Origin of the sequence: Caulobacter sp. RHG1 (assembly GCF_013181195.1) — a bacterium.
In the GTDB taxonomy this organism is placed as follows: Bacteria; Pseudomonadota; Alphaproteobacteria; order Caulobacterales; family Caulobacteraceae; genus Caulobacter.
Genome location: NZ_SMZP01000003.1, coordinates 107,729 through 125,010, shown reverse-complemented (window position 1 = coordinate 125,010; position 17,282 = coordinate 107,729). Strand labels below are relative to the sequence as shown.

Genomic DNA, 17,282 nt, shown 5'->3' with positions numbered 1-17,282 from the left:
GGGGCACGCGGGTGGAGCACGGGGTTTCGGCGGAGAGCTACAAGGATCTGGTCCTGTTCCTGGCCACGGCCGGGATCGTGGCGCCGATCTTCAAGCGCCTGAAGATCAACCCCATCCTCGGCTATCTGCTGGCCGGCGTGATCCTGGGTCCGTTCGGCCTGGGCCGGTTCATCCCCGTCGCGCCGTGGCTGGACTACGTCACCGTCGACAACCCCGACGAAATCGCCCAGCTGGCCGAGTTCGGCGTCGTCTTCCTGCTGTTCATGATCGGGCTGGAGCTGTCGTGGGAGCGCCTGCGCCTGATGCGCAAGCTGGTCTTTGGCCTGGGCGCGATCCAGGTGATCGGCTGCTCGGCGGTGCTGGGCGTCGGCGCCATGCTGCTGGGTCAGCCGACCGTGGCGGCCCTGACCATCGGCGCGGCCCTGACCCTGTCCTCGACCGCCATCGCCGTGCCGGTGCTGGCCGAGAAGCGGCGGCTGCATTCCGAGGCCGGCCGCGCGACCTTCTCCGTCCTGCTGTTCCAGGACTTGGCCGTCGCGCCGATCCTGATCACCCTGGCGATCATGGGCCGGGGGCATGGCACCTTCCACATGGCCGACCTGCTGTCGCTGGTTCCCGCCGTGATCGGCCTGGGCGCGATCGTGCTGGTCGGGCGCCTGGCCCTGCGGCCGATGCTGAAGTCGGTGGCGCGCGCCAAGAGCGAAGAGATGTTCATGGCCGCCTGCCTGCTGGTGATCATCGGCGCGGGCCTGGCCGCCCAGGTCTCGGGTCTGTCGATGGCGCTGGGCGCGTTCGTCGCCGGCATCCTGCTGGCCGAGACCGAGTATCGCCACGAGGTCGAGGTCAAGATCGAGCCGTTCAAGGGTCTGCTGCTGAGCCTGTTCTTCGTGTCGCTGGGCATCCGCCTGGACCTGTCGCTGCTGGTCGCCAAGCCGGGGGTGATCTTCGCCACGGCCGCCGGCCTGCTGCTGCTGAAGACCGCGGTGGTGTTTGGCATCGGCATGGTCATGGGCCTGGGCAAGCGGGCGGCGATCGAGGCGGCCCTGATCCTGGCGGCCGGCGGCGAGTTCGCCTTCGTGCTGCTGGACAACGCCATGGGCGCGGAGGTCGTGCCGCGGCCGATCGGCCAGGCGGTGCTGGTCTCGGCCACCCTGACCATGTTCCTGATCCCCGGCCTGGCGGCGCTGGGCCAGTATCTGGGCCGCAAGTCGGGCACGACCCAGGTCTCTGAAGCCCCGTCCGTCGACTCCAGCGCCGCCGAGCCTGACCGCGTCGGGCCCGAGCCGCAGGGCCAGGTGCTGATCATCGGCTATGGCCGGGTCGGCAAGCTGGTCGGCGACATGCTGGGCCGCCACGACCTGCCGTGGATCGCCGTCGAGCGCGACGCCCGCCTGGTCGAGCAGGGCCGCCGCGACGCCGGCCGCATCTATTACGGCGACGCCTCGCGGCTGGAGCTGTTGGAGCGCTGCGGCTTCGCCACGGCCAGGGCAGTGGTCGTGACCATGGACTCGCCCGAGCAGGCCGAGGCGGTGGTCGCCGCGGCGCGCGGGGCGCGGCCGGACGTGCCGATCGTGGTCCGCGCCCGCGACGCCCGCCACGCCGCCCGCCTGTACGAGCTTGGCGCCACCGACGCCGTGCCCGAGACCATCGAGGCCAGCCTGCAGCTATCGGAAGCGGTGCTGGTCGATGTCGGCGTGCCGATGGGCCTGGTCATCGCCTCGATTCACGAGCGCCGCGACGAGTATCGCAAGGTGCTGAACCGTCCCGACGCCCTGGGCGGCCGCCGCCGACGGCTGCGCGACGCCAGCCTGCGCTAGGCCGCGGTCAACCGCGCCTTCAGCGTCTTGCGATCCAGCTTACCGACCGCCGTCTTCGGGATGGCGTCGGCGAACACGATGCGGTGCGGCTTCTTGTAGGAGGCGATCGCCCCGGCGACATGGGCGGTCAGCTCGGCCTCGCTCACATCCTGGCCGGCGCGGCGTACGACGACGGCGGTGACGGCCTCGACCCACTTGTCGTCGGGCAGACCCACGACCGCGACCTCCAGCACCGCCGGATGGGTGATCAAAGCGTCCTCCACCTCGCGCGGATAGATGTTGTAGCCGCCCGAGATGATCATGTCCGAGGTGCGGTCGCGCAGGTGCAACAGGCCGTTCGCGTCGAACAGCCCGACGTCGCGGGTATGGACCCAGCCCTCGGCGTCGAAGGTCTGGGCGTTCAGCTCCGGGGCGTTGAAATAGCCGGCCGCGGCGCTGGGCGAGCGCACCAGGATCTCGCCGGTCTCGCCCGAGGCGACATCGGCGCCGTTCTCGTCGACCAGCCGGATCTCGACATCGGCCGCCGGCCGCCCGCAGGCCCGCAGCTGCTCGCCGTGATGGTCCTCGGGCCGCAGCACGGCGATGCACAGAGGAACCTCGGTCTGACCGAAATACTGCCAGAACCGTTCCTGGCCGAAGCGGGCGATGGCGCGCTGGATCACCGCGCGCGGCATGGGCGAGGCGCCGTAGATGATGCGCTCCAGCGACGACACGTCGACGGCGTCGAGGCCCGGATGCTCCAGCAGCATCTGCATCATGGTTGGCACCAGGTTGATGGCGGTGACCCGGTGCTCTGCGATCGCGTCCAGGAAGCTGGCGGGAGAAAAACCGGGCAGCACGACGTTGCGCGCGCCGCGCAGCCACAGCGGCAGCACGAAGGTCCCGCTGGCGTGGATCAGCGACGCCGAGTGCAGCATGGCGTCGTCGGGTCCGGCCGGGAACAGGTTCATCAGAATGTTCCGGCAGATCGCCGCGTAGGAGCCCTGCGTGTGCTGGGCCGCCTTCAGCACGCCGGTGGTGCCGGACGTATAGAGGGTGACGATCACGTCCTCAGGTCGCACGTCGGCTTCCGGCGCGGTGGTCGGCATGCTCTCGGCCATGGCCAGCAGGTCGTCGCCGTCGTCCAGGCGAGCCCCCAGGCCCAGGCAGGCGAGATCAGGCTTCAGCGCCTTCAGCTCGGCGGCGCGGTCGGCGAGGTCCGGGCCGAACACCAGGACGCCGCATTGGGCCTCGGTCAGCATGCGGACGTGCTCGGCGGCCGACAGGCGGGCGTTCAGCGGCACGCGGTTCAGGTTCGCCTTCACGCAGGCGAAGTCCAGCGGGACGCTATGGACGCCGTTATTGGCCAGCAGCGCCACGCGGTGGTGCGGCGCCAGGCCCGCCGAACGCATGGCGTGCGCCAGGCGGTTGGCGCGGGTGTTTGCCTGCGCGAAGGTCAGGCTTTGGCCCTCGGCGATCACGGCGATGCGGTCGGCGTGCTGGCGCGCGCCGCGCTCGATCAGTTCCAGGCAGGTCGGACCCTGGGTCATGGGGATCTCCCTCAGCTTCCGAAGCGGCCGTGGCGGCCGGCGCCGCCCACGAAACGACGCGCGCCGGCGCGGCCTTCCGCCGCCACGATCGGCGCGCCCAGGCGGCCTTCCTGTTTCAGGGCGACATCCAGCGGCAGGTCCCACTGGGCATAGGCCGAATGACGGTCGGCCTTCATGCAGGCCTGGGGGAAGGCGGCGATGTCGCGGGCCAGGGCCTCGGCGGCGATGCGCGCCTGGCCCGGCGCCACGACGCGGTTAGCCAGACCCATGCCGAGGGCTTCCTGGGCGTCGACCGGTCGGCCGGTGAGGATCATGTCCAGCGCGCGCGACATGCCGATCGCGCGGGGCAGGCGGACCGTACCGCCGTCGATCAGCGGCACGCCCCAGCGCCGGCAGAAGACGCCGAAGATCGCCGTCTCTTCCGCCACCCGCAGGTCGGCCAGCAGGGCCAGCTCCAGCCCGCCCGCCACGGCGGGACCGGCGACGGCGGCGATCAGCGGCTTGGACAGCAACAGGCGCGAGGGGCCCATCGGTCCCGCTCCGCCGCCGCTGGGGTCCAGCTCGTGAGCGCGGGCCGGATCCTCCAGCGCCGAGAGGTCGGCGCCGGCGCAGAACGCGCCGCCCTCGCCGAACAGCACGGCCACATGCTGGCTGTCGTCGGCCTCGAAGGTCTGGAACGCCGCGCGCAACGCCAGGGCCATCGGACCGTCGACCGCGTTTCGCCGCTCGGGTCGGCTGAGGATGATGGTGGTGATCGCGCCGTCGATCTCGACCCGGACGCCGGCGTCCGAGCTGTCGCGCGCGGGGGTGCTGTCCGCCGTCACGTTGTCCTCCCTCGTTAAATGTTACAGATCATGATGAAATCAGATCATCAAGAGAAACATTCGACCCGGAGCGAAATCGGACTAAGAGCTGAAACATGACGCCGGTCGTTCCCCCCGCCACCGATCTCGTGCTCGACCTGCTGGCCGGCGACGAGGGCGGCCGCCTGTCGGTCCAGGCGCTGTGCCGGGCCGGGGCGATCCTCGGCGTCGGCGAGGGCCAGCTGCGCGTGGCCCTGACCCGGCTGGTCCAGCAGCAGAAACTGCGCAAGGCCGAGCGCGGGCTGTACGGCTTCCATCCCGCCTACCAGCCGCTGGCCGAGGACGTGGTGCGCTGGCTGGATCGGGTGTCGTGGATGACGCCGTGGGCGGGCGACTGGATCGCCGTCGTCGATCCCCGGCTGCCGACCACCGAGCGAACGCGCCTGCGCCGCCACCAGCGGGCTCTGGACCTGCGCGGCTTCCGGGCCTGGCGGCCGGGCTTTCATGTGCGTCCCGACAATCTGGGCGGGGTCGAGCCGATGCGCGCCCAATTGCCGGGGCTGGGCCTGGCGGAGGGGGCGGAGGTGATCGGCGTCCGCCGGTTGGACCTGGTTCAGCAGCAGGCGGTCCAGGCGCTATGGGATGTCGACGGCCTGAAGCGAAACTATGCCCGGCTGACGGCGGCCCTGGAGGCGAGCGGACGGGCGCTGGACGGCATGAACCTGGAGGCCGCCGCCCGCGAGAGCCTGCTGCTGGGGCGCGCGGTGATCGCCGAGATCATGCACGACCCGCTGCTGCCGCCCGACCTGACCGGCGAGGCCGACTTCCAGCGCCTGGTCGCGCTGACCAAGGCCTATCAGGCGCGCGGCCGGGCGATCTGGCGGCAGGTCCTGGACGGCGCCTGAGCGTCAGCGCGCCGCCAGAGCGCCCAGCAGGTCGCGGTGGAAGCGCTCGGGATCCTGGACCTGCGGCGTGTGGCCCAGATCTGGGTAGGTGATCAGCTGGGCGCCCGGGATCTTCGCGGCCGCCTCAGGGCCCAACCGCTTGTAGTCGCCCAGCGTCGCCTTCAGGGCTTCGGGCGCGCGGTCCTTGCCGATGGCGGTGTTGTCCTTCTCGCCGACGAACAGGGTGGTGGAGACCTTCAGGTTCTGCAGCTCGTGGACCACGGGCTGGTTGAAGACCATGTCCGAGGTCAGGGCCTGGTGCCAGGCGACGGTGCGGCCGCCTTCGCCCTGGTACATCGACGCCAGCATCTCGACCCAGCGATCGTATTCCGGCTTCCAGGTCCCGGCGTAGTAGGTGGCCTTCTGATAGGCGCGGATCTTGGCCGCATCCTGCTTCAGCTCGCCGGCGAACAGCTGGTCGACGGTGGCGTTGGGAACGCCCAGGGCGCGCCAGTCTTCCAGCCCGATCGGATTGACCAGCACCAGGCGTTCGACGGCGTCAGGATACTGCAGGGCGTAGCGGGCCGCCAGCATGCCGCCCATCGAATGGCCGACCACGATCGGCCGGGTCACGCCCAGCTGGTCCAGCAAGCTCTTGGTGTTGGCCGCCAGGGTGTGCAGCCCGTACTGGTAGCGCTCGGGCTTGGCCGACTTGCAGAAGCCGATCTGGTCGGGGGCGATGACGCGGTAGCCGGCGGCGGTCAGGGCCTTGATCGCGCCCTCCCAGGATCCGGCGCAGAAGTTCTTGCCGTGCAGCAGCGCCACGACCTGGCCGTTCGCCTTGGCGGGGCGGACGTCGAGATAGGCCATGGTCAGATCCTGGTCCTGGCTGCGGATCTTGGCCTGCTGGACCGGCCAGTCATAGTCGAAGCCCTTCAGCATCGGATCGGCCGCCGCCGGAAGCGCCAGGGCCAGGCTCAAGAGAAGGCCGGGGAGAACGCGCTTGGCCATGTGGGCTCCTGTCGCAGAAGGGCGGGTTGCCCCCGCGGGCGGGGGCTGCACAATGGCCGCGCCGACACCTGCCGACAATGAATCACGGAGTTTCAAAGTATGAGTGACGCGGTGTTGGAAAAGGACATGGCCGCCTATTGGGACCGGGCCGGCAAGGTCTGGGTCGAACAGCAGGCGCTTCTGGACCGTGTTTACCAGCCGATCGCCGAGGCGGTGGTCGAGCGGGCGGGCCTGGCCAATGGCGAGCAGGTGATGGACATCGGTTGCGGGGCCGGCGCGACCACCTTCGCCGCCGCCTGGCGTACGGGACCCAGCGGTCGGGCCGTCGGCGTGGACATCTCCAACGCCTTGCTGGAAGAGGCCCGCCGCCGCGCTGGCCAGGATGGGATCGAGGGCGTCGCGTTCCTGCACGCCGACGCCCAGACCCACGCCTTTGAGCCGACCTATGACGCCTTGGTCTCGCGCTTCGGGGTGATGTTCTTCCCCGATCCCGTGGCGGCCTTCGCCAATCTGCGTCGCGCGGCCAAGCCGGGCAGGGGGCTGACCTTCGCCAGCTGGCGCGGGCTGGAGGACAATGCGATCTCGCAGGTCCCGCTGACGGCCGCCGCGCCGTTCCTGCCGGCCGCCGCCACGGTGTTCGAGAAGGATGCGCCCGGACGGTTCGGCCTGGCCGACCCCGATCGCACACGGCGGATCCTGCAGGAGGCCGGCTGGCGCGACGTGGCGATCGAGCCGCTGGACGATCCGACGCCGGTCACCTTCGACGAGCTGATGACCATGAGCTTGCGGGTCGGTCCGCTGAATCCGGCCCTCGCCAAGGCCGATGAAGCCTTGCGCGACCGGGTGCGCGAAGCGGTCGCGCAAGCGCTGGCGCCCTATGTGGAGAACGGCTTTGCACGGATGAACTCGGCGTGCTGGCTGGTGACGGCGAAAGCCTAAGGTCCATGCGGGGCCGAAGATCCTGAAAGCGGTGGGTTGGACTGGTCGCGGTCTGTCGAGAACCTTACCGACTTAAGTCCGGTAACGTTGTTTTTCGGCGACGATCTCCGAATGCTTGGCCATTTCATGACCTTCGGCTCTTGCGCACGATCGTTCCTCGTGCGAACCCAACGAAGCTGACGCTTACTTTCTCGTGGATGTCGGCGGGCGCGCTCGAAAGATGATTCTGAGGGGCGGTCTTGTTTAGCTTTCCTGAGCATAGGGCAGGGGGGCGAAACCTGACGAGTGTGTCCTCGCTGACACTATCCCGCGGCGTTCGCCTTGGTATAACGATGCTCGGCCGGTCTCCGGCCTGGGCAGGGCAATCAGAGGGCTCTTCAACAATGAAAATCAAACTCCTGGCAGGAGTTGCTCTGGCCGCGGCGTTCGCCGCGTCGGGCGTCTCGGCCCAAGAGACCGGCTGGTACGGCGCGGTCGACCTCGGCTACCACTGGCCGCAAGGCCTGAAGACCGAGTCGGACGCCAACGCTCCGGACGGTTCGCACTACCACTGGTCGTGGAAGTCGAAGGACGACTGGGCCGGCTTCGTCCGCCTGGGCTACCAGTTCAACCCGAACTGGCGCGCTGAAATCGAAGGCGGCTATCGTCCGGGCGACCTCGAAGGCGTCCGCGGCAACGGCGCCCGTCGCCAGCCGCTGGGCCTCTGCTCGCCGGGCGTGACCCGTACGGTCGCTGCGCCGAACTGCGGCTCGCCGGAAGGCTCGGTCGACGCCTGGACCCTGATGGCGAACGTCATTTATGACTTCGCTCCGGGCGCCTGGCTGAACCCGTTCATCGGCGCCGGCGTCGGCATCAACCGCCTGGACGTCAAGACCTTCGGTCAATTCAGCGGCGTTCCGGCTGGCCAAGCCGCCATCCAGAACCTGACGGTTGACGACAACGACATCGCCGTCGCCTGGCAGGGCATCGCCGGTGCGTCGATCAAGGCGACCGATCGTCTGAACATCGACGTCACGTACCGCTACATCACCGGTGCGGACCACACCTGGCAGACGACCGGTTCGGGCACGCTGCAAGCCGGCAACTTCGAAGGCCAATATCGCGACCAGTCGCTGACCGTGGGTCTGCGCTACTCGTTCGCGTCGCCGCCTCCGCCGCCGCCGCCCCCGCCGCCGCCTCCCCCGCCGCCTCCGCCTCCGCCGCCTCCCCCGCCGCCGCCGCCTCCGCCGCCGCCGCAGTACGAGGCCCGCGAGTTCATCGTCTACTTCCCGTTCGACCAATCGGTCCTGACGCCGGAAGCCCAGTCGGTGGTTTCGGAAGCCGCGAACTACGCCAACGGTGGCAAGGCGACGAAGATCGTCGTCGTCGGTCACACCGACACCTCGGGCTCGCCGAAGTACAACGCGAAGCTCTCGGAACGTCGCGCCAAGGCCGTGGCTGACGCCCTGGCTTCGCAAGGCGTCCCGACGACGGCTCTGGCCGTCGACTGGAAGGGTGAAAGCGCCCCGGCTGTCGCCACCGGCGACGGCGTGAAGGAACCGCTGAACCGTCGTTCGACGATCTCGATCAACTTCTAAGATCGAATCGCACTGATGACTTGGGAGGGCCCGGTGGAAACACCGGGCCCTTTCTTCATGTCTGGACCCTCGGCGTGTCTCCGGACCGCTGGCGCGTCGCGCCTCGAGACCCCACATTCAGTCCGAAGGCCCGGTTTCCGGGGCTTTCGCCCCCGCGCCTCCGAAGGGGCGGCGACGGGCGTCGTCCACCCTCGACCACTATCCCTTGTGGTCATCCTGTGAGCGAACGTCGTTGTCCGGGGGCGGATGTCCTGGGGCGCCTTGCGACCGTCCGTCGCGGCTGAAAAAAGTTCGCTGGGGCAACCCCTTGTCCTGCCTATGCAAGTTCAAGCCGTTCACAGGTTGTTAACGAAAAACTCGCGTCCGAGGCGTTGACGAGTCATTCACCACTGTGGCCCCATATCTGGGTTGAGGGGGCTCCTCAGCCACAATATGTAGCGGCTGACCGGGGCATGACCCTTCTCCGGAACACGCTGATCGAGCAATGGATTTGGTCATGAACGGCAGTGAAGCGGTGCAGACGAACGTCCGTAAGGAAGCCCGCATGGCGGCGATCAAGCCGTCCAAGCGCCCGCAGCTGGCGCTGGTGCAGAAGGTCCAGGTCGATCGCTCGCGCGACGCCCTGCTGACCGACTTCGGCAAGACCACCCTGGAAGACCGCTACCTGCTGCCGGGCGAGAGCTATCAGGACATGTTCGCGCGCGTGTCGACGGCCTTCGCCGACGACGCCGAGCACGCCCAGCGGGTCTACGACTATATGAGCCGCCTGTGGTTCATGCCGGCGACCCCGGTGCTGTCGAACGGCGGCGCCGATCGCGGCCTGCCGATCAGCTGCTTCCTGAACGCGGTGAACGACAGCCTGGACGGCATCCTCAGCGTCTGGAACGAGAACGTCTGGCTGGCGGCCAACGGCGGCGGCATCGGCACCTACTGGGGCGGCGTCCGGTCGATCGGCGAGAAAGTGAAGGGCCAGGGCCAGACCTCGGGCATCATCCCCTTCATCCGCGTGATGGACTCGCTGACCCTGGCGATCAGCCAAGGCTCCCTGCGTCGCGGCTCGGCCGCCGTCTATCTCGACATCCACCACCCGGAGATCGAGGAGTTCCTCGAGATCCGCAAGGCGTCGGGCGACTTCAACCGCAAGTCCCTGAACCTGCACCACGGCATCAACATCACCGACGAGTTCATGCACGCGGTGCGTGACGGCAAGAAGTTCGGCCTGCGCTCGCCCAAGAACGACGAAGTGCTGCGCGAAGTCGACGCTCGCGCCCTGTGGCAGAAGGTGCTGGAGCTGCGCATGCAGACCGGCGAGCCCTACCTCGTCTTCTCCGACACCGTGAACCGCGCCATGCCCTCGTTCCAGCGCGAGCTGGGCCTGAAGGTTCGCCAGTCGAACCTGTGCAGCGAGATCATGCTGCACACCGGCACCGACCACCTGGGCCAGGAGCGCACCGCGGTCTGCTGCCTGTCGTCGGTCAACGCCGAGACCTTCCTGGAGTGGCGCGACCACCCGACGTTCATCGAGGACGTAATGCGCTTCCTGGACAACGTCCTGCAGGACTTCATCGACCGGGCGCCCGACGCGGCCGCCACGGCCGCTTACGCCGCCATGCGCGAGCGTTCGGTGGGCCTGGGCCTGATGGGCTTCCACAGCTTCCTGCAGAGCCAGAACGTGCCGTTCGAAAGCGCCCTGGCCAAGAGCTGGAACATGCGCATGTTCAAGCACCTGCGCCGCGAAGCCGACAAGGCCAGCCTGGCCATCGGCGAGGAAAAGGGCCCGTGCCCGGACGCCGCCGACCGTGGCTCCAAGGAGCGCTTCTCGCACAAGCTGGCCATCGCCCCGACCGCCTCGATCTCGATCATCTGCGGCGGCACGTCGGCGGGCATCGAGCCGATCCCGGCCAACATCTACACCCACAAGACCCTGTCGGGCTCGTTCGCGGTGAAGAACCCCTACCTGGAAGGCCTGCTGGCCGAGAAGGGCCAGAACACCGACGCGGTGTGGGGTTCGATTCTGGAGAACGAAGGTTCGGTCCAGCACCTGGAGTTCCTGAGCCAGGACGAGAAGGACGTCTACAAGACCGCCTTCGAACTGGATCAGCGCTGGGTGATCGAACTGGCCGCCGACCGGACGCCGGAAATCTGCCAGAGCCAGTCGGTCAACGTCTTCCTGCCGGGCGACGTCGACAAGTGGGATATGCACATGCTGCACTGGACCGCCTGGGAGCGCGGCGTGAAGTCGCTGTACTACCTGCGCTCCAAGTCGGTGCAGCGCGCCGCCTATGCCGGCGCCGACGACAAGGCTGAGGTCATGACCGGCGGCTTCGACGCTCCGGAAAAGACCGACTACGACGAGTGCCTCGCCTGCCAGTAGGGCAACGGTCGCCGCGCAATGGCGACTAACGAGAATGTGACGGCGGCGCGAGCGATCGCGCCGCCGTTTTCATTGTCTGGGAACCTAAATCCAGGAACCTTAGTCGGTGAGCGCGGTTCATCCTGTGCTGTTTCGTCACGATGCCGAGTTACGACGAAGCACGTAGGCTGGGACGTGGATTGGGACTGGGGAGTCCGCGATGCGGGCGATGGGGAAGCGTAGCGTTCTGTGTTTCGCGGCTATGGCTCTGGCCGTGGCCAGCGGCCTTGCTTCGTCCGCCTGCGCCGCCCAGAAAGCCGAGAAGACGGCCAAGGCCGGGGCCGAAAAGGCCACGATGTCCTTCCGCGTGAAGCCCGAGGCCTCGGCGCCGCTCGATCTCTCGACCAGTTCCACCGGTTTTTCCGCCCCTGACCTCGACGGTCCCGAAGCCGAGCTGACGGGCGGCTTTGCCCTGTCGCCGGCCGCCGTGGCGGGCGATGCGGCCCTGCTGGGCGCCGATCGCTACTATGCCAGCGCGGGTCCAGTGACCTGGCGTTCCAACGCCTTCTCGCGCCAGGCCCAGGCCGGCGGCCCGATCGATTCCGTGCGGGTCTCGCTGGCCGGGTCGGTCCCGACCGCCGCCATGGCGCCCCTGTCCCTGCAGCGTCCCGAGGCCTACGAGGTGCGTGAGGTCGACGTCACCGTGGTGCGCGGCTGGCCCTCGGCCGTGGCCCTGGCCGGCCGTCGCTACGCCCTGGACGTCACCCCCCACGCCGGTCTGGGCTTCGGCGGGGCCGGCGGCTCGGCCGAGGCCGGGGCGACCGTTCGTCTGGGCAAGAAGAAGAACATGGGCGACCAGGTGACCGACGCCCTGGGCGTGCGGCAGGGCGACGAAGCCTTCGGCGATCGCGGGCGCTGGTACATCTTCGCCGCCGCCAGCGGCCGGGCCGTGGGCCTGAACATGCTGCGCGGCCAGAACGGCGACTGGAGCCGCGCGGGCCTCACCCAGGACACGACCAGCCGCCTGATCGGCGACAGTCAGGCCGGCGTGGCCTGGCGCAAGGGTCCGATGCAGGCCTCGCTGGGCTATATCCACCGCGAGATCCGCGCCAAGGAGGGCATCATGGGCCTGGCCAGGCAGAAGGACGATGTCGTGGCCCTGTCGTTCAGCCTGAAGCCGCAGTGGTAAAGGGCTTTCGGGCTATTAAGCTTGTGTTTCCGGCCGCTTTCATGCAGCAAGCGCCGGTCCCTTTCCTAAGCCCAGCGATGACATGAGCGAGAGCGAGCCCCCGCGCCGCAAGACCCTGAGCCTCAAGAGCCCGGTTGCTGCCCCTGGCGGCCCGCCGCCGCTCGAGCGCATGGTCAAGCCGGCCGGCCGCACCGTGTTCATCGCGCCCTCGGCGGCTGCGGCTCCGCCGCCCCCGCCGCCGGCTCCGGTCGTCGGCGACTGGAAGTGCAAACCCTGCGGCACGCGCTTCGACCCGCCGGTCGACCTGCCTGACGAAGAGTCGGTGCGATGCCCCTCGTGCAACGCCCGCCTGGGTTTGGCCTCGGACTTCCGCGCCGACCCGCCGAACCTCGCCAAGCTGCGCGCCCGGCATCTGAAGAAGGCTTAAGGCGCGCGCAGCGCCAGCGTCGAGCGGTGCGATTGTGTTCGGCGGCCCGGCGACTAGACTAAGCTCCAGCCAGGCCGCGCGATCTTGGCGCCCCGCTGCTCGACAACGTTCTCAGAGGCTGGCTGAAGAATGCCTACCGCACCGGCGCTGGATCAGCCTCTCGGGTCGGCTCGACCCAAGTTCCTGAATGGCGGGGGCGCTTGCGCCGACCTCGTCGCCGCCAAGGACTGGTCGACGACGCCCCTGGGCCCGATCGAGGACTGGGCGCCGTGCCTGACTAACGCCGTCTCGATCCTCCTGCGCTCGCGCGTGCCCATCGTCATGCTGTGGGGCGTGGAGGGGGTCATGCTCTACAACGACGCCTATTCCGGCTTCGCGGGCGGCCGGCACCCTGAACTCCTGGGATCCAACGTCCGCGAGGGCTGGCGCGAGGTCGCCGACTTCAACGACAACGTCATGCGCGTGGGGCTGGCCGGGGGTACGCTGCACTATCGCGATCAGGAGCTGACGCTGCATCGCAACGGCGCGCCCGAGCCGGTCTGGATGGATCTCGACTACTCGCCGGTGCTGGATGAGGCCGGCGAACCGGCGGGGGTCATCTGCTTCCTGGCCGAGACTACCGAGCGCGTGGCCGCCGAGCGGCGCAAGACGTTCCTGCATACCTTGTCGGAAGACCTGCAGGGGCTTCGCACCCCGGCCGACATCATGAGCCTGACCGCCGACCGGCTGGGCGAGCGGCTGGACGCCAGCCGGGTGTTCTATGCCGAGATCGCCAGCGGCCGGATGACCGTCGACCGCGACTTCGCCCGGGGCGTGGGCTCGATCGTCGGCGAACACTCGCTGGAGGCCTTCGGCCCGGACCTGCTGGCGGCCTACAAGGTCGGCACACCGGTCGTGATGCGCGATGTCAGCGGCGACGACCGGCTCGGCCCGGAAGCGCGGGCGGGGCTGACCTCTCGCCAGGTCGGCGCCTTCGTCGACGTCGTCCTGTTCGAAGAAGCCCAATGGGTGGGGCTGCTGGCGGTGCAGAACGCCACCCCGCGCGTCTGGACGCAAGACGAAGAGGCGCTGGTCCAGGAGGTCGGCGAGCGGGTCAAGGTCGCGGTCGAGCGGGCGCGCGCCGAACGCGACCGGCTGTGGGACCTGTCGCAGGACATGCTGGCCCGCGCCGACTACAGCGGCATGATGTCGGCCGTCAGCCCGGCCTGGACCCAGGTCCTGGGCTGGAGCGAGAACGAGCTGCTGACGCGCGGCTACGCCACCTTCATGCATCCCGAGGACATGCCGCCGACGCTGGAGGCGATCGCGCGGATGGCCGAGACGCGCCAGCCGACGCGCTTCGAAAACCGCATCGCCACCAAGGACGGCGACTGGAAGCATATCGAATGGACGGTGGCCCCCGAGCCCGACGGGGTCAATTTCGTCGCGGTCGGACGTGACCTCAGCGGCGCCAAGGCGCGCGAGGCCGAGCTGGACGCGGCGCGCGAAGCTCTGCGCCAGAGCCAGAAGATGGAGGCGGTCGGCCAGCTGACCGGCGGCATCGCCCACGACTTCAACAACATGCTGACCGGGGTGATCGGCAGCCTCGATCTGATCAAGCGCAACCTCGCGTCGGGCAAGATGGACCGCGTCGAGCGCTACATGGACGCGGCCTGCTCCTCGGCGCAGCGCGCGGCCGCGCTGACCTCCCGTCTTCTCGCCTTCGGCCGGCGGCAGTCGCTGGATCTGAAGGCGACCGACCTCAACGCCCTGGTCGGCGGGATGGAGGAGCTGCTGCATCGCACCCTGGGCGAGCAGATCGCGCTGGAGACCCATCTGGCCGCCGACCTGTGGGCGGCGTCGACCGATACCAACCAGTTCGAGAGCGCCCTGCTCAATCTCTGCATCAACGCGCGCGACGCCATGCCCCATGGCGGCAAGCTGGTGGTGGAGACCAGCAACACCGAACTGGACGAGCGCTATACGCGCGAATATCCCGAGCTGGAGTCGGGCGACTATGTCGTTCTGAGCGTGACCGACACCGGGGCCGGCATGTCGGCGTCGACGATCGAAAAGGTGTTCGAGCCGTTCTTCACCACCAAGCCGGTGGGGCAGGGGACGGGCCTTGGTCTGTCGATGATCTATGGCTTCGCGCGCCAGTCCGGCGGCCACGTCCGCATCTACAGCGAGCTGGGCCAGGGCACGACGGTCAAGCTGTTCGTCCCGCGCTCGCATGGCGAGATGGACGCTCGGACCGAGCCGATGGCGGCGGCGCCGCGCGGTTCGGGGGAAACCGTGATGGTCGTCGAGGACGATCCGTCCGTGCGCCTGATCGTGACCGAGGTCCTGGAAGAGCTCGGCTACGGCGCGATCGAGGCCGTCGACGCCAATCGCGCCATCCCGGTCCTGCAGTCGGGCCAGCGGATCGATCTTCTGGTCACCGACGTCGGCCTGCCTGGCCTGAACGGGCGGCAGCTGGCCGAGATCGCGCGTCAGTCCCGGCCCGAGCTGAAGGTGCTGTTCATCACCGGCTACGCCCAGAACGCGGCGGTGCGCGCCGGCTTCCTGGACGAGGGCATGGACATGATGACCAAGCCGTTCGCCGTCGAAGCCCTGGCCACGCGGCTGCGCGACATTCTGGGCGGCTGAGGCGCCTTACGGCTCCGCGGGCGCCTCGGCGCTGATCGGCGGCGGCTCGTCGCGGATGATGACCCCGGTCCCGACCGTGGGCGACAGCGCCAGGGGCTTCTTGAACAGACCGCGCCACAGGCTCTGTTCCTCGACAGCGCTGGTCCAGACCGCGCCGTCGATGGCTTGCTGGAAGCCGGCGTCATAGATGCGGCGCATCAGGTCGGTCTCGAACTTCAGGAGGTTCATGCCCTCGAAGGTGTTGGGGATCGAGGCCACGCTGAGCGGCAGGTTGTGGCGCGAGCAGAAGCCGGCGGCCAGGCTCAGGGCCTGACGGTACGAGAACCGCAGCATGGTGTCGAAGCTGCGGGTCATGATCGAGGCGACGCCCGGCGGGGTCGACTGGGGCGTCGGGTCCAGCACGGTGTTCATGATCACGTGCACCCGGCCACGGCGGAAGCGGGGGCCCAGGTTGCGCCAGTGCAGCAAGGCGTCGGGCATCAGGAACAGCGGCGCGGCCACCCCGCCGTCGACGTGCATCTCCTGGTGCGGCTGGCCGTCGACCTCGACGTCGATCAGCTTGGGCGGGAAGATCCCCGGCACCGAGGAGGAGGCCACCAGCAGGGTGCGGAACAGCTTCAGCGCCTCGTCGCCGCCGCGGGTGGCGATCTCGCCCATGTCCCAGACCACGGCCCGCTGGCTGTCGAGGTTGGTGGTGGCGATCAGCAGGCGTCTGCCCTTGGCGTGTTCGAGGGCGACGGCCTCGACCATCTCCTGATCGACGAAGGTCTCGACCAGGGCGTCCAGCGAGTCGCCCTTGAAGATGCTGGGGCCCAGGGCCGAGCCCAGGCGGCGCAGGCTGAGCAGCTCGTTGGCGTGGCCGCCGACATAGGCGTCGGTCAGGCGCTCGTCCCAGGCCGATCCCAGGAAGGCCAGGGGCGCGATCAGGGCGCCGGTGGAGACGCCGGTGACGATGGCGAAGTCGGGACGACGGCCGGCCTGGGTCAGGCCCACCAGAACGCCGGCGCCATAGCAGCCGCCCACGGCGCCGCCCGACAGGGCCAGGATGTTGAACTCGTCGCGGCCGATCAGCGAGCGCAGCGGGGCCAGACGGTCGGCGGCCTGCTTCAGGGCGTCGTCGGCCTGGTCGACCGAGAGGCGCACGCCGGGAAAGCCGGCGGCCTCGACGTGACGATCCGAGGGCGGGGCGGTCAGCCGCTTTCCCTTCAGCGGGTCGGCGTGCATCCAGTCGCGGAAGAGGCCTTGGAAATTTGGCCTGCCAGAAGAATCTCGGCCAGAAGAGTCTTTACTGGGAGGGTCTCTGTCCAAGCGCGATCTCCGAGCGTCAGTGCGAGCTGGCCAGCACCACGCCCACCAGGACGGCCGCATAGTGCAGGCCCGCGCCGCCGATCACGTGGCCGTGCCAGATGGCGCGGCGGAACTTCAGGCGACGCATCAGGTAGAAGATGGTTCCGGTCGAATAGACGAGGCCGCCGATGGCCAGCAGCAGCAGGGCGACCCACGACAGGCCGTCGATCATCGGCTTGATGGCCACCAGGACCAGCCAGCCCAGGGCCAGGTAGAGGCCGACCCAGAAGCGCTTGTCCAGGCCCGGCAGGAACAGCTTGGCCAGCACGCCGATCACCGCCACGGTCCACACTGCCGAGGTCATGCCGATGGCCCACCAGCCGTGCAGGTTCTGGGTGGTGAACGGGGTGTAGGAGGCGGCGATCATCACGAAGATGCCGGCGTGGTCGAAGCGGCGTAGCAGCGGCCGCCAGCGGGCCTTGGCGAAGTTGTAGGCGGTCGAAAGCGACAGCATCAGGATCAGGCCCACGGTGTAGACGCTGACGGCCGCGACCTGCTGCAGGTCGCCCATGCCGAACGCCAGGCCCAGCAGGATGCCGCCGCCCAGCAGGGCGCAGGCCAGGCCGGCCAGGTGCACGATCAGGTCGGCGCACTTGGCCCCCGGCGTGGGGTAGTGCGTCGCGACATCCGGAGTCGTGGTGATCTCGGTGGTGGTGGTCGTCGTCATGGCCCCGCCCAATCGATGCAAGTACGTCCGAACGCCTGGTTCGTTCCGCTCATATAAGCGTTGATCATCGTGTCGGCGAAAGGGCGGCTGGGACACGATCGCCGGAAAAGA

Annotated in this window: 13 protein-coding genes; 8 read left to right on the top strand and 5 right to left on the bottom strand. The window is 68.9% G+C overall.

Annotated elements, in window-relative coordinates:
* Window positions 1-11: 11 nt before the first annotated feature.
* Window positions 12-1,817, top strand: a complete 1,806-nt coding sequence (locus E1H18_RS08280; RefSeq protein WP_172266072.1) for a cation:proton antiporter — start codon at window positions 12-14, stop codon at window positions 1,815-1,817.
* Here E1H18_RS08280 and E1H18_RS08275 read toward each other — a convergent pair.
* Together E1H18_RS08275 and E1H18_RS08270 are read right to left on the bottom strand one after the other, a co-directional pair.
* Window positions 1,814-3,346 (bottom strand): class I adenylate-forming enzyme family protein, encoded by a 1,533-nt coding sequence (locus E1H18_RS08275; RefSeq protein WP_172266069.1) that lies wholly within the window; start codon window positions 3,344-3,346, stop codon window positions 1,814-1,816. The two genes, E1H18_RS08280 and E1H18_RS08275, sit on opposite strands and share 4 nt — an antisense overlap.
* An 11-nt stretch (window positions 3,347-3,357) precedes the next feature.
* Window positions 3,358-4,170, bottom strand: a complete 813-nt coding sequence (locus E1H18_RS08270) for a crotonase/enoyl-CoA hydratase family protein (protein ID WP_172266066.1) — start codon at window positions 4,168-4,170, stop codon at window positions 3,358-3,360.
* Window positions 4,171-4,265: 95 nt separating this feature from the next.
* Between E1H18_RS08270 and E1H18_RS08265 the strand changes: the two genes are divergently transcribed.
* A complete protein-coding gene (locus E1H18_RS08265; RefSeq protein WP_172266063.1) occupies window positions 4,266-5,054 on the top strand; it encodes a PaaX family transcriptional regulator in 789 nt (262 codons plus the stop codon).
* A 3-nt stretch (window positions 5,055-5,057) separates the two neighbouring features.
* Here the strand turns inward: E1H18_RS08265 and E1H18_RS08260 are convergent, their stop codons facing one another.
* The gene (locus E1H18_RS08260) at window positions 5,058-6,044 is read right to left on the bottom strand and encodes an alpha/beta hydrolase (protein WP_172266060.1); all 987 of its coding nucleotides are present in this window, start codon (window positions 6,042-6,044) and stop codon (window positions 5,058-5,060) included.
* A 99-nt stretch (window positions 6,045-6,143) separates the two neighbouring features.
* On the opposite strand from E1H18_RS08260, the gene E1H18_RS08255 reads away from it, so the two are divergent.
* The 6 genes from E1H18_RS08255 (at window position 6,144) to E1H18_RS08230 (ending at window position 15,157) form a co-directional block, all read left to right on the top strand.
* Window positions 6,144-6,983 carry a class I SAM-dependent methyltransferase gene (locus tag E1H18_RS08255; RefSeq protein ID WP_172266057.1) on the top strand — a complete coding sequence of 280 codons (840 nt, stop codon included), beginning with the start codon at window positions 6,144-6,146 and terminating at the stop codon, window positions 6,981-6,983.
* A 383-nt stretch (window positions 6,984-7,366) separates the two neighbouring features.
* Entirely contained in the window at window positions 7,367-8,560 is a 1,194-nt protein-coding gene (locus tag E1H18_RS27175) for an OmpA family protein (RefSeq protein ID WP_172266054.1), read from the top strand.
* Between the two features lie 490 nt (window positions 8,561-9,050).
* Entirely contained in the window at window positions 9,051-10,934 is a 1,884-nt protein-coding gene (locus tag E1H18_RS08245; RefSeq protein ID WP_172267615.1) for a ribonucleoside-diphosphate reductase subunit alpha, read from the top strand.
* 199 nt (window positions 10,935-11,133) lie between these two features.
* Window positions 11,134-12,102, top strand: a complete 969-nt coding sequence (locus tag E1H18_RS08240; protein WP_172266051.1) for a lipid A-modifier LpxR family protein — start codon at window positions 11,134-11,136, stop codon at window positions 12,100-12,102.
* An 82-nt stretch (window positions 12,103-12,184) separates the two neighbouring features.
* On the top strand, window positions 12,185-12,529 hold the full coding sequence (locus E1H18_RS08235) for a hypothetical protein (RefSeq protein WP_172266048.1): 345 nt from the start codon (window positions 12,185-12,187) through the stop codon (window positions 12,527-12,529).
* Between the two features lie 129 nt (window positions 12,530-12,658).
* Window positions 12,659-15,157, top strand: coding sequence for a PAS domain S-box protein (locus E1H18_RS08230; protein WP_172266045.1), 2,499 nt, complete (start codon window positions 12,659-12,661; stop codon window positions 15,155-15,157).
* A gap of 6 nt (window positions 15,158-15,163) precedes the next feature.
* Here the strand turns inward: E1H18_RS08230 and E1H18_RS08225 are convergent, their stop codons facing one another.
* Both E1H18_RS08225 and E1H18_RS08220 read right to left on the bottom strand, forming a co-directional pair.
* Entirely contained in the window at window positions 15,164-16,381 is a 1,218-nt protein-coding gene (locus E1H18_RS08225; protein WP_241735959.1) for a patatin-like phospholipase family protein, read from the bottom strand.
* 100 nt (window positions 16,382-16,481) lie between these two features.
* Window positions 16,482-17,171: a hemolysin III family protein gene (locus E1H18_RS08220; RefSeq protein ID WP_172266040.1), complete on the bottom strand. Its 690-nt coding sequence runs from the start codon at window positions 17,169-17,171 to the stop codon at window positions 16,482-16,484.
* Window positions 17,172-17,282: the final 111 nt, after the last annotated feature.

Bases quoted from the DNA above. Each gene is read 5' to 3' on its own strand.
- E1H18_RS08275 (WP_172266069.1), bottom strand. From the start codon at position 3,346: ATGACCCAGGGTCCGACCTGCCTGGAACTGATCGAGCGCGGCGCGCGC.
- E1H18_RS08265 (WP_172266063.1), top strand. From the start codon at position 4,266: ATGACGCCGGTCGTTCCCCCCGCCACCGATCTCGTGCTCGACCTGCTG.
- E1H18_RS08260 (WP_172266060.1), bottom strand. From the start codon at position 6,044: ATGGCCAAGCGCGTTCTCCCCGGCCTTCTCTTGAGCCTGGCCCTGGCG.
- E1H18_RS08255 (WP_172266057.1), top strand. From the start codon at position 6,144: ATGAGTGACGCGGTGTTGGAAAAGGACATGGCCGCCTATTGGGACCGG.
- E1H18_RS27175 (WP_172266054.1), top strand. From the start codon at position 7,367: ATGAAAATCAAACTCCTGGCAGGAGTTGCTCTGGCCGCGGCGTTCGCC.
- E1H18_RS08240 (WP_172266051.1), top strand. From the start codon at position 11,134: ATGCGGGCGATGGGGAAGCGTAGCGTTCTGTGTTTCGCGGCTATGGCT.
- E1H18_RS08235 (WP_172266048.1), top strand. From the start codon at position 12,185: ATGAGCGAGAGCGAGCCCCCGCGCCGCAAGACCCTGAGCCTCAAGAGC.
- E1H18_RS08230 (WP_172266045.1), top strand. From the start codon at position 12,659: ATGCCTACCGCACCGGCGCTGGATCAGCCTCTCGGGTCGGCTCGACCC.
- E1H18_RS08225 (WP_241735959.1), bottom strand. From the start codon at position 16,381: ATGCACGCCGACCCGCTGAAGGGAAAGCGGCTGACCGCCCCGCCCTCG.
- E1H18_RS08220 (WP_172266040.1), bottom strand. From the start codon at position 17,171: ATGACGACGACCACCACCACCGAGATCACCACGACTCCGGATGTCGCG.